Annotated in this window: 27 protein-coding genes; 9 read left to right on the top strand and 18 right to left on the bottom strand. The window is 61.8% G+C overall.

The genetic code is table 11. The features are described 5' to 3' along the window. Positions 1-17: 17 nt before the first annotated feature. The 6 genes from AC3A4E_RS07250 to mobF all read left to right on the top strand — a co-directional run bounded on the left by AC3A4E_RS07250 (position 18) and on the right by mobF (position 9,605). The gene (locus AC3A4E_RS07250) at positions 18-2,924 is read left to right on the top strand and encodes a TraM recognition domain-containing protein (RefSeq protein ID WP_487630837.1); all 2,907 of its coding nucleotides are present in this window, start codon (positions 18-20) and stop codon (positions 2,922-2,924) included. 106 nt (positions 2,925-3,030) lie between these two features. Beyond that, complete coding sequence (locus AC3A4E_RS07245) at positions 3,031-3,771, top strand: hypothetical protein (protein WP_487630836.1); 741 nt, start codon at positions 3,031-3,033, stop codon at positions 3,769-3,771. A 66-nt stretch (positions 3,772-3,837) separates the two neighbouring features. Further along, the gene (locus AC3A4E_RS07240) at positions 3,838-4,641 is read left to right on the top strand and encodes a murein L,D-transpeptidase catalytic domain family protein (protein WP_487630835.1); all 804 of its coding nucleotides are present in this window, start codon (positions 3,838-3,840) and stop codon (positions 4,639-4,641) included. Continuing rightward, on the top strand, positions 4,638-4,826 hold the full coding sequence (locus AC3A4E_RS07235; protein ID WP_487630834.1) for a hypothetical protein: 189 nt from the start codon (positions 4,638-4,640) through the stop codon (positions 4,824-4,826). Before AC3A4E_RS07240 ends, AC3A4E_RS07235 begins: the two co-directional genes overlap by 4 nt. Before the next feature lie 79 nt (positions 4,827-4,905). Next, positions 4,906-6,684, top strand: coding sequence for a type IV secretion system DNA-binding domain-containing protein (locus AC3A4E_RS07230; RefSeq protein ID WP_487630833.1), 1,779 nt, complete (start codon positions 4,906-4,908; stop codon positions 6,682-6,684). Positions 6,685-6,752: 68 nt separating this feature from the next. Then, the gene (gene mobF / locus AC3A4E_RS07225) at positions 6,753-9,605 is read left to right on the top strand and encodes a MobF family relaxase (RefSeq protein WP_487630832.1); all 2,853 of its coding nucleotides are present in this window, start codon (positions 6,753-6,755) and stop codon (positions 9,603-9,605) included. Here the strand turns inward: mobF and AC3A4E_RS07220 are convergent. The 4 genes from AC3A4E_RS07220 to AC3A4E_RS07205 all read right to left on the bottom strand — a co-directional run bounded on the left by AC3A4E_RS07220 (position 9,594) and on the right by AC3A4E_RS07205 (position 12,912). Next, complete coding sequence (locus AC3A4E_RS07220) at positions 9,594-10,100, bottom strand: GIY-YIG nuclease family protein (protein WP_487630831.1); 507 nt, start codon at positions 10,098-10,100, stop codon at positions 9,594-9,596. The genes mobF and AC3A4E_RS07220 overlap by 12 nt on opposite strands. Before the next feature lie 534 nt (positions 10,101-10,634). Further along, a complete protein-coding gene (locus AC3A4E_RS07215; RefSeq protein ID WP_487630830.1) occupies positions 10,635-11,828 on the bottom strand; it encodes a hypothetical protein in 1,194 nt (397 codons plus the stop codon). Beyond that, entirely contained in the window at positions 11,828-12,460 is a 633-nt protein-coding gene (locus tag AC3A4E_RS07210) for a hypothetical protein (protein WP_487630829.1), read from the bottom strand. The genes AC3A4E_RS07215 and AC3A4E_RS07210 overlap by 1 nt, the downstream gene beginning before the upstream one ends. Positions 12,461-12,501: 41 nt before the next feature. Next, a complete protein-coding gene (locus AC3A4E_RS07205; protein ID WP_487630828.1) occupies positions 12,502-12,912 on the bottom strand; it encodes a hypothetical protein in 411 nt (136 codons plus the stop codon). Positions 12,913-13,518: 606 nt separating this feature from the next. Between AC3A4E_RS07205 and AC3A4E_RS07200 the strand changes: the two genes are divergently transcribed. Beyond that, a complete protein-coding gene (locus tag AC3A4E_RS07200; RefSeq protein WP_487630827.1) occupies positions 13,519-14,397 on the top strand; it encodes a hypothetical protein in 879 nt (292 codons plus the stop codon). Here AC3A4E_RS07200 and AC3A4E_RS07195 read toward each other — a convergent pair. The 6 genes from AC3A4E_RS07195 to AC3A4E_RS07170 all read right to left on the bottom strand — a co-directional run bounded on the left by AC3A4E_RS07195 (position 14,386) and on the right by AC3A4E_RS07170 (position 17,718). Continuing rightward, a complete protein-coding gene (locus AC3A4E_RS07195; protein ID WP_487630826.1) occupies positions 14,386-14,916 on the bottom strand; it encodes a hypothetical protein in 531 nt (176 codons plus the stop codon). The two genes, AC3A4E_RS07200 and AC3A4E_RS07195, sit on opposite strands and share 12 nt — an antisense overlap. Continuing rightward, positions 14,913-15,488: a ParA family protein gene (locus AC3A4E_RS07190; RefSeq protein WP_487630825.1), complete on the bottom strand. Its 576-nt coding sequence runs from the start codon at positions 15,486-15,488 to the stop codon at positions 14,913-14,915. Before AC3A4E_RS07190 ends, AC3A4E_RS07195 begins: the two co-directional genes overlap by 4 nt. 112 nt (positions 15,489-15,600) lie before the next feature. Beyond that, the gene (locus AC3A4E_RS07185; RefSeq protein ID WP_487630824.1) at positions 15,601-16,140 is read right to left on the bottom strand and encodes a hypothetical protein; all 540 of its coding nucleotides are present in this window, start codon (positions 16,138-16,140) and stop codon (positions 15,601-15,603) included. A gap of 2 nt (positions 16,141-16,142) precedes the next feature. Then, positions 16,143-16,385, bottom strand: a complete 243-nt coding sequence (locus tag AC3A4E_RS07180; RefSeq protein WP_487630823.1) for a hypothetical protein — start codon at positions 16,383-16,385, stop codon at positions 16,143-16,145. Positions 16,386-16,567: 182 nt separating this feature from the next. Continuing rightward, positions 16,568-17,101, bottom strand: coding sequence for a hypothetical protein (locus tag AC3A4E_RS07175; protein WP_487630822.1), 534 nt, complete (start codon positions 17,099-17,101; stop codon positions 16,568-16,570). A 65-nt stretch (positions 17,102-17,166) separates the two neighbouring features. Next, positions 17,167-17,718: a hypothetical protein gene (locus AC3A4E_RS07170; RefSeq protein WP_487630821.1), complete on the bottom strand. Its 552-nt coding sequence runs from the start codon at positions 17,716-17,718 to the stop codon at positions 17,167-17,169. Between the two features lie 910 nt (positions 17,719-18,628). Between AC3A4E_RS07170 and cho the strand changes: the two genes are divergently transcribed. Next, the gene (gene cho / locus AC3A4E_RS07165; protein ID WP_487630820.1) at positions 18,629-19,489 is read left to right on the top strand and encodes an excinuclease Cho; all 861 of its coding nucleotides are present in this window, start codon (positions 18,629-18,631) and stop codon (positions 19,487-19,489) included. 156 nt (positions 19,490-19,645) lie between these two features. Here cho and AC3A4E_RS07160 read toward each other — a convergent pair whose 3' ends face one another. From AC3A4E_RS07160 to AC3A4E_RS07130, 7 genes are all read right to left on the bottom strand, one after another. Further along, on the bottom strand, positions 19,646-19,984 hold the full coding sequence (locus AC3A4E_RS07160) for a hypothetical protein (RefSeq protein WP_487630819.1): 339 nt from the start codon (positions 19,982-19,984) through the stop codon (positions 19,646-19,648). Between the two features lie 8 nt (positions 19,985-19,992). Then, the gene (locus tag AC3A4E_RS07155; RefSeq protein ID WP_487630818.1) at positions 19,993-20,466 is read right to left on the bottom strand and encodes a hypothetical protein; all 474 of its coding nucleotides are present in this window, start codon (positions 20,464-20,466) and stop codon (positions 19,993-19,995) included. Continuing rightward, the gene (locus AC3A4E_RS07150; RefSeq protein ID WP_487630817.1) at positions 20,456-20,878 is read right to left on the bottom strand and encodes a hypothetical protein; all 423 of its coding nucleotides are present in this window, start codon (positions 20,876-20,878) and stop codon (positions 20,456-20,458) included. Before AC3A4E_RS07150 ends, AC3A4E_RS07155 begins: the two co-directional genes overlap by 11 nt. Before the next feature lie 117 nt (positions 20,879-20,995). After that, positions 20,996-21,631, bottom strand: coding sequence for a hypothetical protein (locus AC3A4E_RS07145; RefSeq protein ID WP_487630816.1), 636 nt, complete (start codon positions 21,629-21,631; stop codon positions 20,996-20,998). Further along, complete coding sequence (locus AC3A4E_RS07140) at positions 21,631-21,894, bottom strand: hypothetical protein (protein WP_487630815.1); 264 nt, start codon at positions 21,892-21,894, stop codon at positions 21,631-21,633. Before AC3A4E_RS07140 ends, AC3A4E_RS07145 begins: the two co-directional genes overlap by 1 nt. 43 nt (positions 21,895-21,937) lie before the next feature. After that, positions 21,938-24,505, bottom strand: a complete 2,568-nt coding sequence (gene ligD, locus AC3A4E_RS07135; RefSeq protein WP_487630814.1) for a DNA ligase D — start codon at positions 24,503-24,505, stop codon at positions 21,938-21,940. An 8-nt stretch (positions 24,506-24,513) separates the two neighbouring features. Continuing rightward, entirely contained in the window at positions 24,514-24,690 is a 177-nt protein-coding gene (locus tag AC3A4E_RS07130; protein WP_487628400.1) for a DUF3606 domain-containing protein, read from the bottom strand. A 168-nt stretch (positions 24,691-24,858) separates the two neighbouring features. Here AC3A4E_RS07130 and AC3A4E_RS07125 point away from each other — a divergent pair, with 168 nt between their 5' ends. Further along, positions 24,859-25,095, top strand: a complete 237-nt coding sequence (locus AC3A4E_RS07125) for a hypothetical protein (RefSeq protein ID WP_487630813.1) — start codon at positions 24,859-24,861, stop codon at positions 25,093-25,095. A gap of 56 nt (positions 25,096-25,151) precedes the next feature. Here AC3A4E_RS07125 and AC3A4E_RS07120 read toward each other — a convergent pair whose 3' ends face one another. After that, on the bottom strand, positions 25,152-26,129 hold the full coding sequence (locus AC3A4E_RS07120) for a hypothetical protein (protein WP_487630812.1): 978 nt from the start codon (positions 26,127-26,129) through the stop codon (positions 25,152-25,154). Positions 26,130-26,291: the final 162 nt, after the last annotated feature.

Here is a 26,291-nt window from a genome sequence, read left to right as displayed (position 1 = left end):
CGAGGAACCCCCTACCCATGAAATCCTTCACCTTCCACGACTTCCTCGATTACACCGACGAGTTGCCCTCACGCGCTATCCGGCCCCTGAAGCAACACATCGCCATCGCACTGGCCGAGCGCAAGGCCGATAAGGCCAATGCCGACGCACAAGAGCGCGAAACGCTGGTTGAGGCAACCCGAAAAATCACCGCGCCTAAGCAGGGCTACCGAGCCCGCCTCTTGAAGCGCGCCTTGGATCGCTACGACAACCTCGTAGGGCGTTTCGATGCGCCGCAGCGGCTGCCTAGCCGCACCCTGCCCGCGCCTGCGTTCGAGGAAGAGCGAGCGGACCTTCTGAGGCTTGGCGCCATCGAGAACGCCGACAAGACGTGGACGGTGCCCGACCACCTCGACGAGGACCTCTTCAAGGACTTCTGGCCCCTAGTGCCGGAAGACCTTCGCGACACCACGCCCCGCATGCTCAACACCAAGTTGGGCCGTGCCATCTCGGGATACCTCATGCCTTCGGACCAGGCCAAAGGAGACGACAGCACGGCCACACCGCTCATGTATGGCGGTATCACGACTGTGGCGTTGCTTGTCTTCTTGGCCGCGCAGTTCTCGTTGCTGCTCGCTATCCCGGTATCGCTGCTGTTCGCGCCATTCGTCGTCGCCTTGGCCCACGGTGAGAGCAGATGGGAGGCGGTGAAAACCCTCGGATTGGTGGGCTTGCTGCCGCTCGGCCTGAGCCTCACCGCGCCCCTCACTGGAGGCCTCACTGGAACCGCGGCACTGGTGGCTGCAGCTTGGTGCTTTGCTGTGTTGTTCGTGGTGTTCGACAGCAACGTTTCGGAAGGGATCATCGGCAGCCTCTTCGAAAAAGTTCGCCGAGTTGCTTCCGTCGGCACGTTGCTGACGGTGGCTGTGCTTGTGGCCGCGGTGCTCCCGCCTTGGCTGCGCCCCGCGGTCTACTTTGCCTTGGCATCGATCTACCCCGTCTTCTACGCCAACGCGAACTACGTGAAGCGCGCCAAGTGGCTTAACGAGATGAGCCACCGCGACACGTTGGCTCGGGCGGGCGGCTTGAGCAGCGCGCACGTGCAACCGCGCCTGGAGCAAGCCAAACGCGCGTTGAAGGACACCTCGCCCCTTTTCGTTGTTGGCAACGCCTCGGGCTGGCTGACGAAAAAGCACTTTCCCTACGCGCCCGACAAGGGCATGAAGATGGTGTTGTCCGCGATGGATCTCACCACCCATTTCCTTTGTTTCGGCGAGACCGGCATCGGCAAGACGGCCAGCGTCGCGCGCCCGATGGCCATGCAGTGGATGGAAAGCCGCTTCGGTGGGCTGTTGGTGCTCGATGGCAAGGGAGCCTTGGCGGGCGACCTCTCCAGCATCATCGACGTCATGGTCACCCCAGGTGTGAAGTTCGCTCCGTTTCAAGGCCTCGACGGAAATGGAATCGCGACCGCTTTGAACTCTGTCGCCCGCACCAATGGCGACGACAAAGAGGGCATTTGGGGCGCAGGCGCGGACATTTTCATCCGTAACTCCTGCGTGCTCTTCGAAGCGCTCCACAAGCATGAGAAGGCCTACAAAGCGTTCTGCGCGCACTCGGCTTCGTTGTTGGAACTCGACATCACCCGCCAGATCGTCGTCATCGAGCAGAAGCGCCGCGAAGCTGGGGACGTCGCCCACGAGGAAGAGCGCCTGGCCGCTCTCCAAGCCCAGCACGATCGCTTCGCGGTGTATCGCGACCGCCCGCGCGAGTGGTTGTGGAACGGCGCCACGTTGGCCCGCTTGTTCAACATGACGTTCAACGACAAGAAGCAGGAGGACGGTTCCTGGACGGCTGGACCCGAGATGATGGCCGCGCTCGACTTCCTGGGCTTCAACCCTTCGAAGGCCGACCGCGACCCGAACTCGATTCATCCCGACATCGGCAAGCAAGGCCTCCTGGACGAAGCGATCATCTACGCGACCGTGAACTGGCCTTCGAAGGAGCCGAACCAGAAGTCATCGTTCTATACGAACGTGGACATCCGGATCCTGCCCTTGCTCTCCGCTCCTTACTTGCTCGACAGCGAAGGCAATCACTGGAAGAACCTCGAGGATGGAATCGACGTTTCAGAATGCTTACGCTGGAAGGCCGTGGGCGTGGATTTGCCCGAAGAGAAGCACCAGGAAGCAGGCCGCCTGATCGCAGCCTTGGTCAAGCAACGCGTCTACAACTCGGTGGCCTTGCGCGGCAGCGATTCGAAATGGCGTGAGCGGGGCGAGTCGCCGCTCATGGTCATGATGGACGAGTGTCAGGACTTGGTGTCCGACGCCGAGCGCCGCTTGCTTCCGAAGGCCCGCTCCTTGGGCATGTGTGCGGTGATGCTGACACAAGGTTTCGAATCGCTAGTCAACGCGTTCGATGGCGAGATGAAAGCCACGCAGTTCTGCAACACGTTCCAAAGCCTGGTGTGTATGCGGACCAGCCCGCAGACCTACGACTACTTCGCCAAGCGTTTGGGCACGGCGCCCATGGTGAAGTTCTCTCAGCCCACCATCGGCCTGGATTACTGGGGTGGATTGAACGCTCTGGCTGCCAGCCCTCTCAACGACCCGCATCACCCGCAACGCGAGCTCATGAAAGAGTTGGAGCGGAAAGGCGCAGGGCAGTTGGTCGTGGCCACTCCCAACACCACCACACTGCGCGCCCAGAAGGGGGCGCAATGGAACGGTCAGCGGATCATGGACATCGATGACCGTTCCGTGTCCAAGAACATTGTGGTGCCCCAAGGCGGCAAGATCGAGAACCAGCCCATCTTCCTGCCCGAGGAATACACCTCGCTGCTCACCAAGGGACAGGCGTTCGTGGTGTTGAACCGAGCCGGGGAACGCCGTATCGACCTGGCGAAGCTCGATTACCTCGAAGCGGACGCTTTGAGAAAGTGATCCAGCAATGAAGAAAGCATTAGAGCCTCTTATTGGGGCTCTTTTGCTATTGCCAAATGGACAATTTCAAGCACATTGGAGTCATACCCTTTTCAAGGATTGACCCGTGGCCGAATCGACGACTAACCGCAAAGAAGAAGTCCTTTTGGACGTGGAGCAGGCTTTGTATGAATCCCGCGTCCAGCGCGATGACTTCAGGCAGGCCAATCCTCCAGCCATCGGTAGCAACCGGGCGGCGCAGACATGGAGCCAGAATTACGGCGCCTTGGACGATAAGGCAGCCACTACCCAAGAACGGTTCTCGGAATCGGTTCGAACGGCTGACAACACCCAACTGGATGACCTCACGAAACGGCTCGAAGAACGACGCGCTCGCAAAGTGGAGGAGATCACCAAGCAACATGGGGACGACCACCTCCCCTCCCACATGCGCCAGTTCGACTCCAACGTTCAACAGATCTTCCGTGGCTATCAGGGCTACGACAATGGCCATGCCGCGCAGACCGTGGCGGGGGCTGCTCAGGATCGCCAGCTTGAGCAAGACCAGAACCGGCTTCAGTCCCAACTGGGGCGTCGAGCGACGCACAACGAGGTCGTCGCGTTCGAGGCGAAGCGCGATCAGGCGCAGCAGGCAGGGAACACGCAGGCCTCGGGCAACGACGCCCAAGCGTCAGACGGTCAGGGCATGCAGTTCGGATCTATTGCTGCACGTCGCGCCCGAGGGGTCAGCACCTACGCCGAACGCACTGCCCAGGCCAATGCCGCGCAGAGCAACGTCGGCAACGAAGCGGGGCCGCAGAAGAAGCGTCAGTCGGGCTACGAGGATTCGTTTGGCCAGTCCCTGTAAGGGTTGCCAAACGCGAATTCTGTATTTCTATGGGTAGGTATATCCTACCCTTTGAGACCCCGACCGATGCACCGACTCATTGCTGCCTTCGCCCTTGTGCTGACTACCACCCTCGCCCTTCCCTCGCACGCATACGTGTGGAAAGGCGAGGTCCCTTTTTCGTTTTTCCTCCCCGATCCCACCCAGCAAGCCGTTGACAGCCTGCTGTCCGTTGCACCGGAACTGTCCCCAGACGTGGCCGAGCGTGCGGTGGAAGCGGCTTACTGCGCCCAGGACCGCGGCCACTCCGTTGAGCGCTTGGTCGTCATCGACATGAACCAGCGATCCATGAGCAAGCGGCTGTGGGCGTTCGATGTATCGGGCGACGTGCCGCGCCTGGTGGTCCACGACCGGGTCGCGCACGGTTCGGGATCTGATCCCAGCCGATTCGGTGTGCCCTCCCGTTTTTCCAATACGCCCGAGAGCCACATGACGTCCTTGGGCCTGTATCGCATCGCTGAAGCCTACGAAGGGAAATACGGCCTCTCCCGCCGGTTGGATGGCATGTTCGCAAGCTTCAACAGCAACGCCCGCGACCGGGCCGTGGTGCTTCACCCCTCGGCCTACGTGTCGGAATGGGGCGTCGGTCGAAGCCAAGGCTGCCCAGCGGTGAATCAATCAACGATGGACGCGCTAGAAGACGCCGGCCTCGACAACGCGGTGATGTGGGTCGATGGCCCGGACCCGACGCTCGAGAAAAAAGTTTCCGATTGCGCCGCCAGCCGCCGCGCCAGGCTTTTTGCGGCTCGCGCCACGTCTCCCTTCCAGCACCGCTTCCCGGCCATGTGCTCACCGCCGACACCGTCCTTGTTCGCGGCGGTGTTCGCATGACCCAGCCCAAGGCATCGCCGCGCCCGGTTCGGAGCATGCAGATCATCGCTCGGGTCACGCCGGAGACCTACGCGGACGTGGAGTCGTATGCGCTTGAGCACGGCTACACGCTCTCCACGGCCCTCAACTGCCTCTTGCTGGAGTGGAGGAAGCGGGCAGAGGCGGCCCATGCCAAAAGTCTATGACGCCTTCGGGGCTGTGCCCGCGCACGTGGCTCCCAGCACCAAGGTGCGCCGTTGGGACCAAGGTCTCATCGCTGGCGCGATGACGTTCGTGCTGGTCTGGGTGGGCCTGCTCGCCCTCGCGTTGCTTCTGCCAGGGCCCTACATCGGCGGTTTCAACCGGCACGTGCTGGGCGCGCCTGCCACCGCCTTCTACTACGCCACCATCGGCATCTCCATGCGCGAGGAGGCGGCGATCTACCTCGATGCCGTGCGCCACCCCTGGCACCAGATAGGCAAGGTCGGCGCTCCGTTGCTGCTGGCGATCATTGCCTCGGCGTGGGCCACCAGGCGCGCCCTGACGCCCCACTCCAACGTGGCCCACCAATCCGGCCCTCAAATGCTCGAAGGCAAGGAAGCGTTGGTGGAGGCGAAACGCAGAAGCCTGACCAAAGCAGAGCGGGAGGCGGACCCCCACCATCTCGCATTGCATCCAAATCTGGTGTTGCCGAAGAAGCACTGGAGCCGCCACGTGTATATCTACGGCTCGGTGGGTGCGGGCAAGACGCAGGTCATCATCCCAATCGTCCAGCAACTCCTTCGCCGCGATTCGAAGGTTTTCATCTTCGACGTCAAGGGTGACATGACTTCGCTCTCGAAGCGCCCCGTCATCGTCTCGCCCTTCGATCGCCGAAGCTACGTCTGGGACATCGGTCGAGATTGCCGCACACCCATGCAAGCGGCTGCGTTCGCCGCCAGCATCATCCCCGAGTCGGCGGACGGCGGATCGAAGTTCTGGAGCGTGGCGGCCCAGCAGTTGCTCACGGGCGTGCTGCGCTACCTCCAGACCACGAAGGGCATCGACTGGGGATGGCAGGAACTTGCCGACGGGCTGGCGCAGGGCGCGGAGAAGATGCTTGTGCTGATGCGAGCGCACCACCCCAAAGCAGCGCCTCTTATCGAGAACACCGAAGGCCAGACCACCGCTAGCATCCTGGCCAACCTGGCCGGGCAGACCCGCGTCATCGACGAGCTGGCCATGGCATGGCCGAAACATGGCAAGCGATTGTTCTCGATCACGGACTGGATTCGAGACGACTACACGGGGCGAAAGCAGGTGGTGGTTCAAGCCGGGGGCGACGTCCAACTGACCCGGGCCTACATCTCAGCGATGATCAACGTGGCGGTGCCCTCCATCGTCTCACCAGCTTTGAGCGAGAACGAATCGGGCCGATGCCTCGCCTTCATCCTCGACGAGCTCCCCAGCCTGGGGCGCATCAATCTGGGCCCGCTCATCGACAAGGGGCGATCGAAGGGCGTCATGGTCCTCGCAGGCCTTCAAGACCTCGCGCAGTTGCGAGACGTCTATGGCGACAACCAGGCCCAAGCCATGTCATCGATGGTGGGCACGCACATCGTTTGCGCGGTCAACGCCGGCAATACCAGAGATGAAATCGCCCGATTGTTGGGCAAGCGCAAGGTGTCGTGGACCAACCACGGGCCGAACCCGACCGCGCACGAAGAGAACCGCAACGTGGTGTCCCCCACCGAGCTCACCGACAGCCTGGGCTTTCGAAAAGGCAAGCGCTATGGGCCGAACGGTTTCGGCATCCGCGCCATCGTCCAGACGTCCGGGGATCCGTTGCTGCTGGACTTCCCAGGAGTGGTGCCGCCACAACGACGGGCCGCCCAGGAAGCGGCGAAATGGACGATTGCTCCACCCAAGCCACGTCAGTCCTCGCACGTGAAAGCGGCACCTGTGTCTCCCGGCCTGCATGCAGAGCTGGACGCAGCAGCGCAAGCGTTGCCGATGGATGCCTTGCTCGAGGAGATGGAAGCCATCTATGGGCGTGGTGGCACGGATGCCACCTTGACGAACTAGCAGTCTGATCAATTCTGGAGTGGGTCGTAACCCGCCGCATCGACACCGGCGCAATGAGGACCCGCACTATGATTGACGTCACACGCTTGAACGCCCGCGGCCATAACGGCAACGGAGATGCAGTCGTCGACTACTTGCTCGCTACCGAGTATTACGTCAACGGCCAAGGCCACAACGAAGAGATGACCCGCTGGACGGGCAAGCTTGCCAGCGACTCGGATCTCAACCTTCTGGGCAAGGCCGTCACGAAAGCAGACATGCTCCAGCTCGCCAAGGGCTACTCGCCGTCGGGCATGCCGCTGTGCCAGAACGCCGGAGAAGAGCCGGTGGAAATCATCAAGCTCGATCGGCACGGCAAGCCGAAGCTCGACAAGGAAGGCAACGTCATCAAGAAGCTCGAAGGCGGCCACCGGGTCGGCTTCGACATCACCATGTCTGCGCCCAAACCCGCATCGATCCTTTTCGCGATGGCAGAAGGCAAGGAGCGAGACGCCATCCTCGACGCGCACCGCAAAGCTGTGGGCGTGGCACTGGCTTACATGGAAGATAAGGTGGAGACGCGCCGCGACAAGGGCGGCAAGAGCGTCATTGGCACGCAAGGCCTGATCGTCATGCAGGCCGACCACCTGGCCTCGCGGAACCTCGACATGCAGCTCCACTCTCATTGCCTCGCCTTTGGCGTGACCAAGGGCGTCGATGGGAAGTGGGGAACGTTCGACGCCAAGGAGTTCTACACGCACAAGCGCGCTGCTGACATCGTCTACAAGAACGAACTCATGATGAACCTGCGGGAGCTAGGGTTCTCCATGCACCAGGAACGGCAGCTCGACGTCCGGGGTCGTGAAACCGGCGCGGTGCTCTACAAGGTCAACGGCCTTTCTGACGAGCTGTGCAAGGTCTTCTCCTCGCGACGCGAAGAGATTCTGGCCTACCAAGCTGAGCACCAGGTCGACGCGCAAACCGCCTGCTTGGCGACTCGCCGACATAAGGACGAGCCGACCTTCGCTGAGATGCAAGCGATGTGGAAGCAGACGATGGACACCCTGCCCGAGCACATCCATGTGCCAACGCTGGAGGAACTGAAGAAGCAGGACCACCAGTGGATGGAGCAGCGGAGCGACGCTGAGATTCTGGAGCGCATGCACCAGCACGAAGCGGTGCTGACCGAGGCCGAAATGATCGAGGTCTTGGGTCAAGAGAACGCCGGCAACGTCCGCTTCGATGAGCTCAAGGCAAAGATCGAAGCGTTCAAGGTGGACAACCAGCTCGTGGAAATCCTGCCCGAAGGCCTGGCCGAACCCGACCGCGGCGCCACCCTCGCCCGCCGCCACACCGAAGCCCGCTATGCAGCCCCTTGGATGGTTAGCTGGGAGGAGGAAATCGTCGATCGGGTCCAGGCCCGGGAGACGGAAACTCAACTCCTGTTGCCGAAGCAATCGGTCGACGTCGCCATTGCGGCTTACGAGAAGCGCAAGGGCTTCCAGATCTCCGATGAGCAACGGTTGTCGGTGGTCCACGCCACGGCCGAATCGGGAGGTGTCGCCATCCTCGAAGGCTTCGCTGGCACCGGTAAGACAACCGTGTCGGACTGCTACTCCGAGGCGTTCCGTGCGCAGGGACGCGAGATGGTGGGCACGTGCGTGTCCAACGCCGCGGCCCAGAAGCTCGAGCACGAGAGCGGCATGCCGTGCGCCAGCGTCGCCATGACCCTGTCCCGGCTGAAGAAGGGAACGATGAAGCTCACGCCCAACCACGTGCTCGTCGTTGACGAAGCCGGCATGCTCGACACGGACCAGACTCGCCGCCTGCTGGCGTATGCCCAAGACGGGGGTGCAAAGGTCATCCTTCAGGGCGACACCATGCAGCTCCAGCCCATTGGGGCCGGCAGCGGGATGAGCCTGGCATCGATGGCCACCGAGCGCACGATGCTCACGGAGATTCGCCGTCAGAAGTCCCAAGAAGCCAAGGACTTGGCAGCCCTGTTCTACGAGCGTGGCCATGACGGCGACTTCAAGACACTGGAGAAGGCCACCCGGTCGTTCGCCGCAACCAAGAGCAAGGGCGAAGAGATTCAAGAAGCGATGGAGGCCCTGGACGCCGTCGACGACTACGAAAAGAAGGAGGACGCCCGCAACGCCCTCGTCGAGGCCTACTTGGAGAACGAAACAGCCGTCACCGATAAGCTGGTGCTGTGCCACTCGAGGGCCGACGTCCACGCACTCAACCTGGCCATCCGTGAGGGCTTGCAGAAGCAAGGGAAGCTCGACACGCGCGAGTTCGTGGTAACCACCGAGGCCAACGGCGAGCACGTGGATCTGCCTTTCGCCAATCGCGACCGGATCCGGTTCACCGACTCCAACCGGAAGATGGGCGTGTTCAACAGTCAGCAAGGCACCATCGAAGGCATCCGTAAGGGGAAAAACGGCACCTTCGATCTGGTTGTGCGCATGGAGTCCGACATCCCGAAAGACGACGGACGGCTGGTGAAATTCAACACGGCCGACTACTCCAACCTGGCCCACAACTTCGCCACGACCGTTCACAAGGCCCAGGGCGCTGGCAAGCGCGACATCTACCATTTCGCCCACACCGGCATGATGAACAACCACTCTTCGCTCGTGGCGTTCACCCGCCTCACGTCAGGCCGCTACAAGCTCTACGGGTCCAGCGATGACATCGAGATGCTCCGCATGCGCCTGGCCGAAGAGAAGCTCAAGGGCACGGCTTTGGGCGATGGCATCAAGGGTCAGGAGAAGAAGCGGCGGCTGGGGGTGAAGAAGGTCAAGCTGTCGATAGATGACCAACTTCTGGCCAAGAACGCCGCCCACGGGTTCAAGGCCAAGCAGGCGGACGCGGCGAACCGTCAGCGCGAACGCAAGCAAGAGAAGACCCAAGCTCGGGGCTTCGGCTTAGAAAAGTAAGAGCGCCCAGAGCCAGGGCCACACGGCCTGCATGACCCACAAGAGCCCCATGGCGAGGAGCACCCACGTCACGGGGCTCCTCTTGCCAATCAGGCCACGCCTGCGGGCGTGCTGCTGCGGCCACCGCAAGCCTTGCGCGATGAGGTAGCGCCGGGGGCTCATCTGCCGGCGGTGATTGACGGCCACGCGCGGAGGCTTCGCGTAGATGCGCCAGCCATTCCTCGCTGCAACGTGGCGCCAGGCGTGCTCGTGATCCTTGGCCTGGTCTTCGGTGCCATGGATGGTGCCGAGGTGGACACACTCGAAGGGACGCCCCCAGCCACCGGTCCTGCTCCTGTGCTGCTTCTCGCGCTGCCCCACGTCGACGCTCTGCCCGATGTAGCAACCGCCGTCTGCGAACAGCAGCGCGTAGAGGTGACGGTCTCGGGGGTGATACTTCTGACTGCGGCCCCAGGAATGGGAACCAGACTTTTTGTTTTTTTGGGTAGGCTTCATCTACCCAATAAAATGGAAAATCGGGGTTTGGCAACCCCTACCTCTCGATGCACCATTTTCTGACCCGGACTGGTGATATCGTTCCGCTGCTCGCATGGAGCGGGCGTGTTCCATCAGGGGGAATTCGTGAGTAAGAAAGTCGCAAAGCGCAGCACACGTGTGCCTGCCAAGCAGTCGGAAACGTTGGCGGCGGTATCCGGACTTACAGGGGGGGCCGCTGGTGCTACGTCGGCACTCGCTGGTGTGTCCGCTGGAGCTGCTGTGGGAACGAGCGGCGCCGCCGCTCTCGCATCCGGTCTTGCCTCCGTAGGCGCTCTGGTTGGTGGAGGAATGGCCGCTGGGCTAGCAGTAGTTGCTGCGGCTCCTGTTGCCGGTGCTGCTGCTGGATTCGGCGTCTTCAAGCTTTACAAAAAAATGGCCTCGCGCCGCTGATTGAGCTGATCGCCGTTCTTGGATGCCACGGGGCACCAAGTAACCGCGAAAGCATCGTCAGGCAAGACAAGAAGCCGATGCCACGGGGTGTCGGCTTTTTTGTTACTCGATCCCCATGTCCCGGGCCCACTGATCCATATCCTGCTTGGCCTTGTCCTGCCACGCGCTCTCTGCCTTCGCAGGAGCCGCCGCAGGAGCGCGTTGGACGGGGCGTGGTGCTGGACGTGCTGCGGGTTGTGGCTCGGCGCGTGGCGTGGCCTGGACGGCCCGGGCAACGGGCGTGGGCTCCACCTTCGCTGGTGGCTGCTCGACAACCGCCGGCTGGGGTTCAACGGCGATGGGGGCCAGCGCTTCCTCGGGCTTAGTCGTGGGCTCGACCACTTGCGCCACGTCCACCTCGACTGGGGCAGGACCGGGTTGCTCCATGACCTCTGCAGGAGGATCCATCGCTGGCTCCAGCGTCACCGTTGCCGGGGGCGTCACCACCGAAGGCGTGGACGGTTCGGGGACCGTGTCGCTGGGACCGAACAGGAAGTAAGCCCCTAGGCCCAGGCACACCACGCTACCCACGACCCATGGCCAAGCCTTGCGGGGAGTTGTGTCGTCGGTGCCTGTGCTCGGCTGGGACAGCTCCTCGCTGTAGGCGTCATCCGGCAACGGCGCAGGTTCGCCCAGGGGGTCTTCCAGGGGAGGAACGAGCTCGGGGTCATCGATCGAGTCCGTCACGACATAACCGGCCTCTTCAAGAACAGTTCGGACGACCTCCCGCGCTTCATCGCCTGGTGGCTCTGGGGAGAGAAAGCCACGTCCGTCGTGTATTCCCGCTTCCACCATCTCGGCCAGCACTGTCTCGATGACTTCGGGCGAGACGCCTTCGAGTGGAGCAGCGTTGGCGTCGACGTCAAGCAACTCCGGTGCCTCAACACCCATGCCGTTGGACACCTCGCCCCCCGCAGATGCAGGCGTGTCGACGGACTCTTGGTGAGCCGGTGCCGCGTGTTTCGCTGCTTCGTCTTCCCTCGCCTGCTTCGCTGCTTCGAGCTTCTGCGCCGCGGCGTCTTGGACCTGTTTGGTTTTTTCGACGGTGGCAATGGCCGCCTGCTTGGCCTTGCCAAGACCCCACTTGCCGGCCATGCCCGCCAACGCGCCAGCCGTCTTCAAGGCGGCCTTGGTGTCGTCGGACACCAGCGCGTCGTCGCTCTTCTTGGTGGCAGGCTTCGGGGGAGGCGCTGCCCCACCCGACTCTTCCCGCAACGCGGCCAGGCGGGCCTTGCGCATCAGGTCATCGCTACTCATCAGCGCACGTCCGGCATGGGCGAGACGACGATGCGGCTGACGCTGGAACGCCCACACTGGTTGTCGATGGTGTGGTTGGCCAAGGCGCCGCGTCGGGTCAGTTCCTCCAGGGGGACGGTGCAGGCCTGGGTGCCTTCGAAGCGCACGACCAGATTGTTCTTCGCGCGGCTGGTGAGGCTCGCCAGCTTGTCGAGCATGTCGCGCGTGGGCGCTTCCATCCGCTCCATGTCGACCGGGTCGTAGTCGATGGTCAGGGCCGACAGCGCTTCTTGCTTGCGCCCCCGGTTGTCGACTTGCTCACCCGTTTCAACGGTGGCCGTCATGCCAGCCGCCTGGGCCGCTGCTTCCACTTCGCGGGCGTCGCGAATCTGGCGGCGGTAGTTGAAGCCGAAGCCGACAAGACCGCCCACCGCACACGCAGCGGTGCCATCCACCCCAGCGAGGGCTCCAAGCAAACCGCCAATCGCGCAGCCGGCGCCAGCAGCGCGTGCGGCCTCGCCTTTGTCGATCGCGGGCCGGGTGTCGTGGACCTCGACGGGGTCAAGGTCAGTAGGAGGACGTTGCTGGGCGTTGACCGAACCGGTCAGCAAGGCAAGCGATACAGCGAGGGCAATGGCGGGGGAAGTGTTCAAGGGAATGCTCCGTGGGGTTGAGGGAAGAGGTGGGCTTGGCGTCAGTCGTTGACGCCAGGGATGACGGAAGTCGACGCGGTGGGCTTTGCCTGCTTCGCGGGGTTCGCTGAAGGCCTGGGCGCTTCGGTGCCGGCGAGCGTTCGCACGAAGGCTTTGAAGAGCAGCTCGTTCTTCTCGTGCGAGGCCCGGTTCTCTTCCGTAAGCAGCGCTGCGGTGCGCTGGTGGTCGTCCAAGACGTCCTTGCGCATGCGGGCCATCTCAACGCGCAGTTGGTCGGCCAGGTCTTCGAGGGTTTCGCGGGCGAGTTCGACGTTGGCACCGATGCGATCGCGATCCATCTTCTCTTTGACCGCGTTCCGAACGAATTCGGAAATTCCGACCCCCTGCTCAGACAGGAACGATTGGAACTGCCGATGGTCTGTGTCATTGAAATAGAAATGGACGCGTTGCACTTGAATCCTGATTTACCGTTTCTCCAGATCTAAACGAAGATTCGGAAAAGTAAAGCCACCACGAGAAAACGCGCCGCCAAGCCATTCCTAACCGAATTCGGGCAATACATGCACCCATGGTGTGCCACCATGGTTTTCCGCGCCGCTTTGCGCTTCGTCTTTCTTTTTGGCCCATTTATGGGTGCACCGGGACCAACCACCCAGGGTGAGTCTTGTGTATGCTCCCCGTTGGTTTTTAGCCAGCGAAGCGAACGAAACCAACGCCGCCCCATTGCAGTTCATCCCGGGAGAGGTTCTGTTTTTTTTCTGCGTCCGACCTTGCGTTATTGGGAGTGCGCGTTAGAAACAAATAGAACCGCCTGTCTATTTCCCGGGAACGCACCAATGCCCCACCCCACTCCGCACGCCCCTAGCCCCATTTCGTTCTCCGAGAGCCCAGGCCCCACTTCCATTCCCCACGCCTTTGCCTCCGCTCTCCTCGAATCGGAATCCCCCGCCCGGCTCTCCCTTCGCGCCTGGCAACGTCTCCCCCCGGATCCCGCTTCCCCCCCTCGCTGCGTTTTCTGTTGCTCCCCCCCGCGCAACGATTCCCCCCGCGCCGGCCTCGTGCAGGTCGACCTCATCTCCCCCGCGCTCGGCTCTCCCCGTATCCGGGAAAACCGTGTCGTCGCTTGCCGGTCCTGCGTGAAGTCGAAGGCGAAGCGCGACCCTTTGGCCTGGCCGGCGTTCGCCCAGCGGGGGTCGGAAGACAGCCGCGCCGCCGTGCTTGCCCAACGCCGTGATGTGCTGCTCCGCTCCCACAACCACCTGGTCCATGCCCCGGCTCGTGCCCCCCGCGAACGCATCGAGCAGGAGCTTGAAAAACGTTTCGCCCGCCCTCGCTTCCTCGTCCATGCCTGCATCGGGAAGACCCACGCCTGGGTCGGCTGGACGAGCCGCTACGGGTTGCCGGAGTCCTTGGGCGGGGCGGCCATGCTGTTGCGCACGCACGGCGCGGCCCGCCGCCAGCGCATCGGTGACGCGGAAGTTTTTTCAATGTCGTCGGCGCTCGCCCGGGAGACCCTATGGCTGCTCATCGAGCACCACGCCATCGTCCAGCGGTTGAGCCTGGAAGGGGTCGAGCAACCCAAGGACTCGGGTGCCTGGGTAGACCATTGGGACGTCCTGCTGCCCCGAGTCGAGGACTTGCGTAGGCGGAGGGCCCGAGGCGGAACGTCGAGCGATGCGGTGCTGGCCGCGCCCTACCGGGGGCGGGAACTCTCAACGAAACCGAAGGAAATCGCGCGGCGGAAACGGCGACGAAAGGACGCGGCGTGGGAGCGTCGGCAAGCCTACTTGGAGGCCAGAGCGGGCCTAGACCGATTCAAGGAAGACGTGCGCTTGGGGAGGGTGAAGGACCCCGGGCCCGGGGAGTGGCTGGCGATGGAAGCGGATGTGCTGGCGTTGCTGGCACGCCCGCACGGGAAAGGTTTTTCAATCCCGTGAGGCGTGCCGGATGGCCTTCTTGGCTTCCTTCCGCTCGTCAGCAAGCGGGTCGGCTGCAGGCTCGACCTGGAGGCATTTCTTGTCACGGCGCAGCGCCATTGCGCCGTAGTCGGCCAGGGCGATGAGGGCCGTAGACCAGGCCACCTCGTCGCTGCTGTCCACGCCGAAGAGCTCGCAGATGCTTTCGCGCACCTTGGGCGGGACCGTGATCATGGAGCGATGGGTGCGGGCGTTCTCGCGGGTGCGGTAGTCCGGCAACGCAGCCTTGGCCCCAAGGACCATGTAGACCTTGCGCCCCTGCCGGGTCATTGCCCTCTGGGTGTCGTCGTGCTCGAAGAAGCTGGAGCGCTCGGGCGCGTCACCCGCGGCGATGAGCAGGTGGTCAGGAATGGAAGACGGGTCGAGCTGCGACCGCTTCTTAGGTGCCTTGGGCTTGGCGTGGACGAGCTTTGCCGCTGCAGAGAGGTCGCGCTTGCCGGGGGCCATGCGAGCCTTCGATTCATGGGTAGGTGCGTTCATTGTGCCTTCCTTTCAACAGCGGCGGCGATGGCCAAGGCCACGTTGGAGATTTCTTCGCGAGCGGCCAGGACGTGCTTGCCGGGCATGGAGAAGACGGTGGCGCCTGCCCCGTAGTAGTTCACCCAGGCTGCGCGGTCGCGGATCTGGACAGCACCCTGGAGCGCTGGCTCCTTGAGCCGGTTGCGATGCTCGGCGCGACGGTCGTTGATCTGGTTGGCCACCACCACCACCGGCACACCCTGCTCTTCGAGCATTGCCATGGTGCTCAGGAAGGCGACGTAGCTGGAGCCGTCAAGCTTCGTGGGAACGACATAGACGTCGGCCTGGGGCAACACCCCGTTCGCGGGCTTCTTGGGTCCCATATCGAGGATCTCGGTATCGAACCCCCTCGAGCGGGTGCGGCCGACGGTGAAAGGCGTTTCGTCCGAAAGGCTCGCCCAGGCCAGGGAGCTTTGATTCGTGTCGTCGCAGTCGGCCACAAGCACCCGGGACTCGGGGCATTTCTCGGCATAGAAGCCAGCCAGGTTCAACGCCACGGTGGTCCGGCCCGAGCCGCCCTTCCAATTGAGCATGCAAATGCGCATTACGGTTCATTTTTTGGGTAGGCACGATCTACCCATTCAAAGTAACTGCAATGGCAATGCAAGCAAGCCCTCTTTATTCGTTAGGTAATTTCGGACAGCGTCAATTCAGCGCCATTGGCTTATTGGTTAGACGTCGTGACTCGCGGGCCAATGTGGTCGAATGGGCTTCTTGAACGTTGTGCATTTGCTTGAGGTTGTCGTCGACGTGTTGGGCAAACCATTCCGAAAGGGCTGGCGGCACATGTCCTTGGCAAACTTCTGCAACCGTCAGACCCCCTTCGATGACCCAATGGGTTTTACCGTGGAGGGTTTGGGGACGCGCGGTGCCGAACGCTTCGATGAAGGGATTGGCTCCAGCCTCGAGCAGCAAGGCAACGGCTCGGTTGTAGACGAAGGCGCGGTTTCGGTCGTTTCGGAAATGGGCGTAGGCCTTGGCAGCGACATGGAGCGCTGTCAAGCGCGTGTTGGGCATCTGTTGGTCCAGAGGGTTCTTCGCCATTGGACTGGCGGACGAGTAGACGGTGGTCAACGCCCGGATCTCTCTCGACAACCAATCAGTGTTGCAGGCCTGGATTGAGTCGATGAGGGTTTCCACGGACTTGGGTGCGACGTGTCCGATGCGTAGGGTCAAGGTCTGCATGGTCATTTTCCCCGTCCCTTGCGGGCCCGGCGCTGACGTTCCTTGCCCGCGCGCTCGGCCAGCTTGGTGATCCTTCGTGCCTTCTCGAAGCGGCGGTCCAGGCAGCTGGCTTGGTCGCGGCGTGGTGCCCGTCGTTCCGACCCGATGAAGTGGGTCGAGGCCGTGGGATCGCTATGGAGTTCCCCGTCTGCAAAAGCGTAGGGGGTTTGAATCGGGATGGTGACGTTCAATGGGTTGACATACATGCTCGTTTCCTTGGTCGATGGTTTTGTGGTCAAAGGTAATCATTCGTTTACCTTTTCTCCATCCAACCAAACCACGAAACGTTGTCAATGCAATTCGCTGTTAAAAATGGCGACCAATGTTGAAATCTGCGGCCTTCACGCAAAAAAAGACCCCCGTAAAGGAGGCCTTCTCATTGCTTGGTTCACCAGGTTTCCCAGACCGCTTTTATTCCCACCCCCGGCACGAATCGTTCTAGAACCAGTGGCCCGCCCTCCTCGCATGCGCCCATGTTCTCGACCACCACTTCGTAGTGTCGACCGACCACCCGGTTCCCCACTCGGATTTCCGTCGCCAGGGGCGCCAGCGCTGGCGTGAGCTCTGAGCAGATGTCCGCTGGCAGCACTCCAAGGTCGATCCGCATCCCATCGAAGAGAGCGCCCGCGGAAGCAATGTCGATCGGCCCCCAACGGGTGGCCGGTATACCGGTCGCCATCAGCTCCCTCGGCATCAACCCTTTGTCGACCGCCTGGCTGGTCGTGAGGTCCCGGTAGGACTGGTTGCGCCCCACGCCATCCTCGAGGTTCTCCACCAGGAGGACGATGCCATGGCGCGCGTCTTCGATCGCTTGCTTGCGCGCCGCGGACGTGTAGATCGTCAACGCAAGCCCGACCAGCACACCACCGGCGGTGACGCCCAGCAGCAATTCGATGAGACCCCAACCCTGTTGTCGCTTCATGCCTACCGTCCATCATTGATTCCCTCCAGTAAAGAGGGGCGCGGACGAACGGCAAGGGGTGCTTGTTAGGGTTGGCGGTAGTTCGGATGCATGGGGTGGGACGCGTCCGTGGGTCCGTATTGGTCGACGTTTGGGATCCTGGTTCCCCTCCAACGCTTCGACACTACGCCGCAGAGCAGAGCGATCACGCCGCCAACGATGAGGCCAGGGCCCGATCCCACCAAGAGGAACAAACCTCGGTGCTGCTCATCCATCAGCAGGTAAGCAATGAACGCCACAACGAAGCAGAACCCACCGCCGATAAGGAACCCCTTCAAGAACCCGCCATTGCTCCAGCCATCCCCTGGATACATTCCCGTTCGCACGTGCCAATCCCACAATCGGCTGTAGCGCATGCTGAGCAAGAGAGTGACAAGAAGGAACAGAAGCACGAGGCCACTGGCAATCAAGCCTGCGAAGCCCAAAAGGTAGTTCTTGTATTTGAGGGCAGTCTCCAAGGAGGCCGCCGCGATGAGAAATGCTGCCGGACCCAAGATGGCCGCCCCCAGTATCCAACCGCCGAGCCCGTTTGGGGCCGTCATAAATTTCGCCATTTCCTTATCCCCCTGTTCCGTCACTGGATGGCTGCACGATTGGGGCAAACCCTACGTGCAGTCAAGTGTCAATTCGTCGTCGTTAATGTGCTGGATCGAATCGTGTTTGGTTGGAGCCGACTGGTCATTCAATCCCCCATCCATTGGTCTCGGTCAGAAAGCATGTCGCCCAACATGAGGCTTACAGCGAACCAGACAGGAACCATCAGGGGGATGCTTATGATTGAAATGAAGATGTCCATGGGTTCTGTCCTGGTTGATGGTTTTTGGGTAGGGACGCCCTACTCCAAATGGATGGTTCAGAGTTCCACCCCAGCCCGGCGCCCATAGACGCAGAACGTTGGTGGATAGCTCGGGTTTGGGCCCGGCTTAGGCCTCGGCGTTGTGGGGACCGGTTGAACGGTCTTGGGCGCTTCTGGCCTACGCATGGTCATGCCAGGGTGCCGGCGATGACCGCTACCGCGGGCGCAGTGATTAGGGTGCCGACGAACAACAGAGCGAGGTTGTCGAGCAGGTAGTCAACGGTGTCGATGATCATGGGTTTGGTCTCCGGTCTGATTTTTTATGAGTAGTTATTACCTACCCATATAGTCATGATAGAGATGACCATGAATTCGTCAATGCAATCCAGGCGACTTCTTTTCAAAACTGCGGCCTAATGACCGCAGATTTGAACATCCATTGCTGATTAAGAAACGCCGCTTTTCAACGCCTTTTACCCCAACGGGGGCTCTTCGCTCGCGTCGCCTTTGATTTCAGCTCTTTTCTTCTGTAAACGTCTTCGCCATGTCTGGAGCTCTTGAGAACAGGGCCATTTCTTCCCACTCGTCTCACCCTTCGCGATAGAACTCTCGCATCATCCAGCCCCTCAGAAGGCGGATGGATTGTTGTGTGGACTTTGGTGATGCGAGGCGACAAAGGCTTGGTGGGGTAGATGCGACCGGTTCGTGATCGACGGCGCGAGGCGGCTGCGCTCTACGAATACCCCGAGCACCTACGCGGAGAGCTTGATGCCCTGCCCCGCGCCCCGGGTGTCTACACCTTCCATGGCCTCGAGGGCGACGTGCTGCCGCTCTACATCGGAAAGTCTGTCGACATCCGAGGGCGGGTGATGGATCACCTCCGCACCCCCGAAGAAGCCCGGCTCTTGCGCCAAGCACGCCGCATCACGCACATCAGGACAGCTGGAGACATTGGTGCGCAGTTGCTCGAGGCCCAGCTGATCAAGGCCAGCAATCCGCTCTACAACCGCAAGTTGCGCCGGACCACTCGACAGTTCTCTCTTCAGCTGCACCGCGGGCAAGTGTCAGTCGTCAATTCATCCGAGCAGGACCCTGGGAAAGCCCAAGCGCTGTATGGGCTGTATTCCAGCCAGCGTTCCGCCATGACGTCGCTTCGCCGCATCGCCGATGACAACCGCCTCTGCTACACCCTATTGGGGATCGAACGGGGAACCCCCGGCAGGCCATGCTTTCGCTCGATGCTCAAGCAATGCGCGGGCGCCTGCCATGGGAAGGAGAGCTTAGGGGAGCACGAGGAGCGCTTACGCGGAGTCCTGGACGACCGACAGGTAGCGGCTTGGCCGTTTCCAGGCGCGATCGCTTTGGAGGAACGCGGCGCGGACATGCGCCAGCTCCACGTAGTGCTGGATTGGCGTTACATGGGCAGCGCACCGACGCTGACAGCGGCTCGGCGCATACGACTTACCGAGGGGCAATTCGATCGAGACGCCTACCGCGTGCTGCGAGTACCGTTGCTGAGCAGCCTCAGCCGGGTAGTGAGTCTGACCGGCTGAGGAACAATCGTTGAGCCGAGATTGCCCCGGCCGCCACAACGTCGACCGTTCTGACCGGAAACCGACGCGAGTGTCACGGCCGGGGCATCGTCACCCTACCGACCCTTGCTGAAGCTGCGATTACACCGAGCAAAGCTTTTCAAAGCCAAGCACCCTTCAGAGGCTTCCGTCCTCGTAGTCCTTCAGGAAGTCTGCCAAGGGCACCAACTTCGAGGACGGCGTGTGCTGGTCCGACATCGGCGAGTTCTTGCCACGCGCAGCCAGCCAACGCCCCATGAAACGCTTCGCCTGCCTCAATGACGCGGCTTTCCCTTCGTGCACGCGTTCGCGCCATCGCAGGCTGTATTTCCCATCCGCTTGAATCCTTGCAATCGCGTGCCCTTCGTAAGTGAGCACCCAGACCCCCAAGACGTCCGACCAGACGTAGGGAGAGGGCTTCCCGCGCTTGGGCGCATCGATCTCTTCCCGAAGCAATGGATTGGTGTCCCACTCCATCGCCGAGCCTATTTGCCCTGCTCGGCAACGGGTGGACCGTCTTCGACCCACTCCATCCACGCCGACCAACTCGGGCTGGCCTCTGCTTCGATGGCACCAACCCCCTGAATACACCGAAACGCCGCTACCTCTTCCCGCGTTTCGGGCCAATAGGGCCCCGCGCCGTAGCCGAAAACATACCAATCGCCTTGGATCGCATCGCAGTGGACGCAGTGATGTGCCAAGTAGCTCGTAGGCTTCGCATGCCACATTCGCAGCCACGGAGCGTGCTCCTGCAACTGCTCGGACACTGCGGGCGTGACCCACTCAAGATTCTTCAGGAGCCCTGGGCCGTAGTTCGACAGATCCTCGCCGTCAGGCCCCATGACCTCGACACTCGGCACCCAGAGGGCGCACGTGGGCGTCTTCTGCTGGCAGGCGTGACAGGTGGTCGCTGCAAAAAGCAGCTTGAAGCTGGGGGCGGCCAGGCGGTCAGTGGGCACGGCCAGTCTGCTCGGTCAGCCGGAGTTTGATCCAGTCTTCCATTTCGATGCCTGCCATGCTCTTGGCCAGGTCGCTTGCACAAAGCGCCGTGCCATCGGATCGCACATTGGCCACCGTGTGGGCGGCGGTGAACGCTGCGGCCAGCAGCTCCACCTTGTTGCGTCCCCCCTGCGACCAGTCGTTCGGAAGCTCAACCATCGCGTTGACCGCTTCCTTCCCCGACAAATATTGGATGCACGACAGCCAGGTCCACTGAAGACCGACCTCCTCCTTCAGTCGTCGACCCAGTTGCTTCTGGTCAATCTTTTCTTCCACAAGATCGAGCAGCGCCATGGCCGCAGCAACGGCTTTGCCTTCGGGCTTCAGCTTGCTCTTGCCGCTATGCCGCGGGAAGGGGTTTCGTTTGGTCATTGCCGGCGTCATCCATGAGGCGATCCGCCGATGGTAGCGGCAGCCCGAGCAGGTGGCGAAGCGCCCCAGCGCGGTCCTTCCATGTGTCGATGTGGCGGGACGGGTGATACACCCACGTCATCCAGGCAGCCCCCCCTCGTAGTCCGAGGACCACACCTCGCGCATCTCCACGTAAGCACGTCTGGCGTGCCGATGGATGTCCATAGCCTGATATGGCGCGACGTCCGTTGTGTGCGTGCCATGGGCCAGCTTGTCCCAGGTGAAACGCCCCAAGACGAGGATCACCGTGGGCTTCAAGATGGGAAGAATGCTTCGAACGAGAACGTCCGCGCCACTCTTCATGTCCCGAATTTTTGGCCGATGGTTGCTTGCCGTGCCTGCCAAGACCTGGCTCAAATTGACGAAAGCGACACGTTCCCAGGCTTCAGCAGCAGCGGCGGCTGTCGGCGTGCCGCTATTGGCCAGCAAGCGATCGAGTGCGCTGAAGAAGATGCCTTGCCCAGATGTTCGAGCAGCCTGTTGCATGCCCTCGAAGTGAGACCGGGCAAAGGGTCGGGTGTCTTCTGGTGAATCGGTCATGCCGTCTTCGCGGTAGTGCGACTCTCCCAAAAGCAGCACTCGGTGAGCACCCCACCCTTCTTTGTAACGCCGCCCCACATAGGGCAGAAAAGCCACGTCTGGGGGCCATGCCTCATCAGGAAGCGCAGCGGGGTCCCATCCTCGCGAAAGATCGGTCGATGTCGTGGTGGCCATCAGTGGCTCGAAGCCGGAGGCACTTCAAAGATGGTCTTGTCTGCACCCATCTGTTCCATGTCGGCAAGCAATCGCGGCAGCGCACCTGCAATGGAAAGAAGCACCTGATAGGGCATGAGGAGTTCGACCGGATCAGTGGGATTAACGCCCGTGGCGGGATGGGCTCGTTGCACAACGAACTGAAAGCATGCGGAGGAGATCTCAGTCCGAATTTCTGGCACGTGGATGTGCGTGCATATCAACTGAGCAGCTTCGTCTTTCATGATTGGTCTCGTGCGATCGAAGGCGGAAGCGCTAGAAATCTAGCTAGTCGTCGTCATGGGCCCATCGGGCAAGGTTTTGTTCGATGGCATTGATGCCGTCCCAAGGGTCTTTACGCCGCCGTTTCAGCATCGCGGGCACCTCCCGCATGGTGAAGGCATCCGCACGCTTGAGCTTGCCCAGGTCGTTCCAGGACAGCGGCATGGCCACTGGGGCACCAGGGCGCGCGCGCAGCGAATACGAGGCTACCGCCGTGGCCCCACGCCCGTTGCGCAGGTAGTCGACGTAGATGCGCTTGTTGCGAAGCGCCTTGGTGGAGGTGGCAAGGAATCGGGTGGGCTCGGTCTGGGAAAGGGTCTCCGCGAAGCCTTTTGCAAACCGCTTCGTCAGGTTCCAGTCGCACCCTGGGTTCAAAGGCACGACCACATGAAGCCCCTTGCCCCCAGACACGCGCAGGAACGATTCGAGCTCCAGCCTTGCGAGCAGCTTTCGAATGTCGGTGGCCGCCTTTTTGACCTCGGCGAAGGGCACGTCGGGACCGGGGTCCAGGTCGAACACCACGCGGTCCGCCATGTCGGGATTGTCCGCATGCGACCCCCAAGGATGGAACTCCAATGCATTGAATTGCACGAGTTCCATCAACCCTGCCGCGTCTTCCACGACCAGGTAGTGGGCATTGATGCCGCTGTCTTCCTTCAACTTCGCCGACGAGACGAGCTCGAGTCCGGCGGTGTGGTGCTTCTGAAAGAAACACGGCTTCTCGGTCCCACTCGGGCACCGGATGATGGAAAGCGGCCGCCCTTCAATTTCTGGCAGCAGGTGGTCCATCACCGCTGAGTAGTAGTCCCACACTTCCTGTTTGGTGCCTTTGATGTCGGGGAAGAGCACCTTCGTGGGGCTCGACATCTTCGGCGGCGATCGCTCGGTGACCTTCTTGCTGGCCTTGGTCGTCTTCCTTGCCACTTCTTTCGTCCGCGCCTTCGTCTTGAACAGGCGAGGTGCCTTCGCAGGCACTTCAACCCGGTCGCTGTCCGCCAGATCGTTGACGCTCTTGTCCGGACGAACCGCCTTCAGCGACGGCTGGCGCAGCAGTTGTTGCCGACCAATGCCGCGGTAGAACACTTCCACGACAAATCGCGGTTCGAACCAGGTCGCGGTGCGCAGATCCGTGTCGGTCGTGCCGACATGGGCCGTGGGCTTCTTGCCACCGCCCTTCCCCAGCACCGCGCTGATCTCCCGCATCAGTTCGTCAGAGAAGCCTGATCCCACGCGGCCGACGTAAAGCCAACCGTGCTCCGCGTCGGGCTTGGCAAGCAGCAAGGAGCCAAACCCCGTGCGCGAGCCCTTGGGAGCCGTGTAGCCCACCACGGCGAACTCGTCGCTCGCCAGTTGCTTGGTCTTGCGCCAATCGTCGCTGCGCCCACCGTGATAGGCCCGATCTGCGCGTTTGGAAATGATGCCTTCGAAGTGGCGCTCGCCGGCCAGTTGGTAGGCAGCGTCACCGTCGCCCTCGATGTGGGAACTGAAAGCCAAGTGCTTGGAGGCGTCTTTCAAAACCTCCTGAAGAAGTTCCTTCCTCTGCAGGAGCGTTGCTTCCGATACGTCGACCCCATCAAGGTGGAGCAGATCGAACAGGGCATAGGCCAGCGCCCCTTGGCGTTCTCCCGAAAGCGTGGACTGGAGAAGGTTGAAGTCCTCCTTGGTGCCGGCACCGGCAATGAGCTCCCCATCCAATGCGGCAGACGTCAGGCCCAATGCTTCGACGGCGTCGCGAATGTCAGGAAGCTTGGCCGTCCACTCGATGGCGTTCCGAGACCACAACCGCGCCTTGCCGTCGCTGACGGTGGCAAGGATGCGGTAGCCATCCCACTTGATCTCGTGGATCCACTGCTCCCCCTGGGGAGGCGACTCGCCGAGCTTGGCCAGTTGCGGCTCGAAGGGGCCCGTCAGGGCGCCAGCGCGCTTCGCCCCTTCAAGCGCCAATGCCTTCTTCGCCCAAACATTCTTGCGGCCCTTGCGAACCGGCACGGCCTTGAGCTTTTTCTTGTCAGCCTTGCCAGCCCCGGCCCTCTTCAAGTCCTCGGCGGGCGCAGCCGCCACGTCAGCCAACATGTCATCGGCTTCCAGCGTGCCCGCGTAGTCGTCTTTCTCCTTGAAGAGCAACCACTGGGGTTGCCGGGCAGGCTTCCCAGAGCGGACCAGGTGCCAACCGCCCTTGAGCTTGGTGCCGAACAGCTCGAACCGAAGATGGCCCTTGGCCAGTTGAGCTTCCGGATCGCCCTCCGTGGACCACACCCCATTGTCGAACTGCGCGACGTGCCCGCCCCCGTATTGGCCCTTTGGGATATCGCCCTCGAACGTGGCGTAGTCGACGGGGTGGTCTTCCACTTCGACGGCCATGCGTTTGACGCTAGGGTCGTAGCTGGGCCCTTTGGGGACGGCCCAGCTTTTCAGCGCATCCCCTACCTGCAGGCGGAAGTCGTAATGCCTCCGGCTGGCGTGATGGAGCTGGACGACGAAAATGGCGCGCTGCCCCTTCGGAACCTTCTTGCCGGGTTCGGGCTCGCGGGTCTTGTCGAAGCTGCGCTTGCGACGGTAGTCGACCAGGCTCATGTCCCGGCTTACTTGCTCAAGTGTTCGCGCACGGCTTTCGAGGTTGAACCCACCGCTTTGACGGCAGCTCGCAGTTCGTCGGCAGTCACTCCGAGTTCCTTGGTCCAATACTGAACTTCATAGTCTTCCGAGAGATTGATGCGGTCGCGATCGGGGCTGCCGGTCTTGCTCTTGTCGTCAGACATGCGTGCTCTCCTACGGTTTAAGGGATGAACCCTAGATAGGCCCGACCGCGTGAAGCGGACGTCCATCCGCCGAATGACCTACTCCGTGCATGTTTTTGCATTGCGCTTGGCGCTTTGCTAAGCATCCAAACGACACCCCCTTCACTGGTGCCGGAAGAGCCTCGTCGAATGAAGATGACCCGTCTGGAGCTCAACGAAGCCATCGCGGCGCTGGCCAACTGGGTGCCAGAGATGCTGGCGAACACTGAGCCGCACTCGCACATGGACGCTTACGCGTGCCACGTCGAGGCGATCGAAGACAGGGTTGCCGACGAGGACCATGATCATTACTGGTCCGCCACGCAATGCATCTTGAGAGACAACGGGCTCATCCCCGGAGACGAAGAACCCTGCGATGCCGCGTAAAAGAGCCTGCTGCTCGCTTGACGCCAGCATTGTCCCAGTTGGTCGCGACTGATGGCTCAACGAGCTGCGTTGGACGGACTACATCTATCGTGTTCGTCGCAGAACCAGTCTCGCAACAGAGATGCAGGCCCTGGCTTTCCGGGTCCAATGAACTCTGCCCGTCGCAACGTGTAAGCCTTCAGGACGGCCGCTGCGCGCGCACGCATCGCAACGTCTGTTGCGGTCAAGGGTGTGCCTTTCGGAACCGCGTAGGTGAACTGCCCAGCTTGCCGTTGAAAGGTTGGAATGGCGCGGGCCTCACGCTCGACGAATCGGCCGGTTGCCTCCTGGGATGCTGAAGCCGTCGCAAAGAACGTCACCGCTTCGTCCGGATAACCGAACAGGTAGCCGTAGCCCGCATACCTCGACACGCCAGTCGAATTCTCCACCGCCATGACCACCTCGACAGGGCTCGCGTTGGGAGTCAGTGCCCACCTACCAAAGAAGCCTTGCTTTTCTTCCAAGGTCTTCTGGAGCGATGGCCTGTTGAAGACCACGCCTTGAACCGACCGGTGCGAGCCGCGGGCGGACGCGTAATGGACAACGTCCGCGTAGATCTCCCCGCCGCAGCGCCACGTCGCGAGAATCGTCCTGAGGTTCTCAACTTCCTTCCATGCGTTTGCCCTCGCAAGCACTTGCTGCGCAGACGCGAGTCGCCGCTCCTGACTCTCGTCTGGATCCGCACTTTCCGTGAGCGACCCGACATCTGCCTCGGCTTCTTCTACATCCTCGGTGGTCGGGACTTCCATGGGAAGTTGAGCGGAGAAGAACCCGCCGCTCATAGGCTTCATGCCACCCGCGATCGTATAGAGGTGTTCCGTGTCCAGGGCATGGATGAGATATGACTCGGACTTGGCCCGAAGTTCTGGCGTGAGTTGGTCGAAGTTAAAACAGCCTGCCCTTCCCAAATCGGATGCCCACGCGGGCCCGATCGCCGCGACGCATGCCACTGCAACAGCTATGTGGACACACGCGACCTTGATACCCAGCTTCATTCATTGATTCCGTCATGCGGCGAGTGTCTGACGAGGCATAGCCGTTCCAAGGCCACACGCCTTCATCATGGCATCATGATGTTATAACATTCCTTTGGGGCTCCAAACTCACCACCAGTGGGCATCGATACCGACCAACGCGGAGAGCGATCGCGCTCTTCG

It is taken from the genome of Luteimonas sp. Soil_N_1 (assembly GCF_057656255.1).
The sequence above is the reverse complement of the archived record's forward strand: the minus strand, read 5'-3'. Positions and strand labels throughout refer to the sequence as shown.

Coding starts and splice junctions, on each gene's coding strand:
- AC3A4E_RS07175 (WP_487630822.1), bottom strand. CDS start 17,101: ATGAAGCGACAACAGGGTTGGGGTCTCATCGAATTGCTGCTGGGCGTC.
- AC3A4E_RS07145 (WP_487630816.1), bottom strand. CDS start 21,631: ATGGCCACCACGACATCGACCGATCTTTCGCGAGGATGGGACCCCGCT.
- AC3A4E_RS07140 (WP_487630815.1), bottom strand. CDS start 21,894: ATGAAAGACGAAGCTGCTCAGTTGATATGCACGCACATCCACGTGCCA.
- AC3A4E_RS07180 (WP_487630823.1), bottom strand. CDS start 16,385: ATGTATGTCAACCCATTGAACGTCACCATCCCGATTCAAACCCCCTAC.
- AC3A4E_RS07185 (WP_487630824.1), bottom strand. CDS start 16,140: ATGCAGACCTTGACCCTACGCATCGGACACGTCGCACCCAAGTCCGTG.
- AC3A4E_RS07150 (WP_487630817.1), bottom strand. CDS start 20,878: ATGACCAAACGAAACCCCTTCCCGCGGCATAGCGGCAAGAGCAAGCTG.
- AC3A4E_RS07215 (WP_487630830.1), bottom strand. CDS start 11,828: ATGAGTAGCGATGACCTGATGCGCAAGGCCCGCCTGGCCGCGTTGCGG.
- AC3A4E_RS07220 (WP_487630831.1), bottom strand. CDS start 10,100: ATGAAGCCTACCCAAAAAAACAAAAAGTCTGGTTCCCATTCCTGGGGC.
- cho (WP_487630820.1), top strand. CDS start 18,629: ATGCGACCGGTTCGTGATCGACGGCGCGAGGCGGCTGCGCTCTACGAA.
- ligD (WP_487630814.1), bottom strand. CDS start 24,505: ATGAGCCTGGTCGACTACCGTCGCAAGCGCAGCTTCGACAAGACCCGC.
- AC3A4E_RS07120 (WP_487630812.1), bottom strand. CDS start 26,129: ATGAAGCTGGGTATCAAGGTCGCGTGTGTCCACATAGCTGTTGCAGTG.
- AC3A4E_RS07250 (WP_487630837.1), top strand. CDS start 18: ATGAAATCCTTCACCTTCCACGACTTCCTCGATTACACCGACGAGTTG.
- AC3A4E_RS07240 (WP_487630835.1), top strand. CDS start 3,838: ATGCACCGACTCATTGCTGCCTTCGCCCTTGTGCTGACTACCACCCTC.
- AC3A4E_RS07190 (WP_487630825.1), bottom strand. CDS start 15,488: ATGCTCAATTGGAAGGGCGGCTCGGGCCGGACCACCGTGGCGTTGAAC.
- AC3A4E_RS07230 (WP_487630833.1), top strand. CDS start 4,906: ATGACGTTCGTGCTGGTCTGGGTGGGCCTGCTCGCCCTCGCGTTGCTT.
- mobF (WP_487630832.1), top strand. CDS start 6,753: ATGATTGACGTCACACGCTTGAACGCCCGCGGCCATAACGGCAACGGA.
- AC3A4E_RS07130 (WP_487628400.1), bottom strand. CDS start 24,690: ATGTCTGACGACAAGAGCAAGACCGGCAGCCCCGATCGCGACCGCATC.
- AC3A4E_RS07125 (WP_487630813.1), top strand. CDS start 24,859: ATGAAGATGACCCGTCTGGAGCTCAACGAAGCCATCGCGGCGCTGGCC.
- AC3A4E_RS07235 (WP_487630834.1), top strand. CDS start 4,638: ATGACCCAGCCCAAGGCATCGCCGCGCCCGGTTCGGAGCATGCAGATC.
- AC3A4E_RS07160 (WP_487630819.1), bottom strand. CDS start 19,984: ATGGAGTGGGACACCAATCCATTGCTTCGGGAAGAGATCGATGCGCCC.
- AC3A4E_RS07195 (WP_487630826.1), bottom strand. CDS start 14,916: ATGAACGCACCTACCCATGAATCGAAGGCTCGCATGGCCCCCGGCAAG.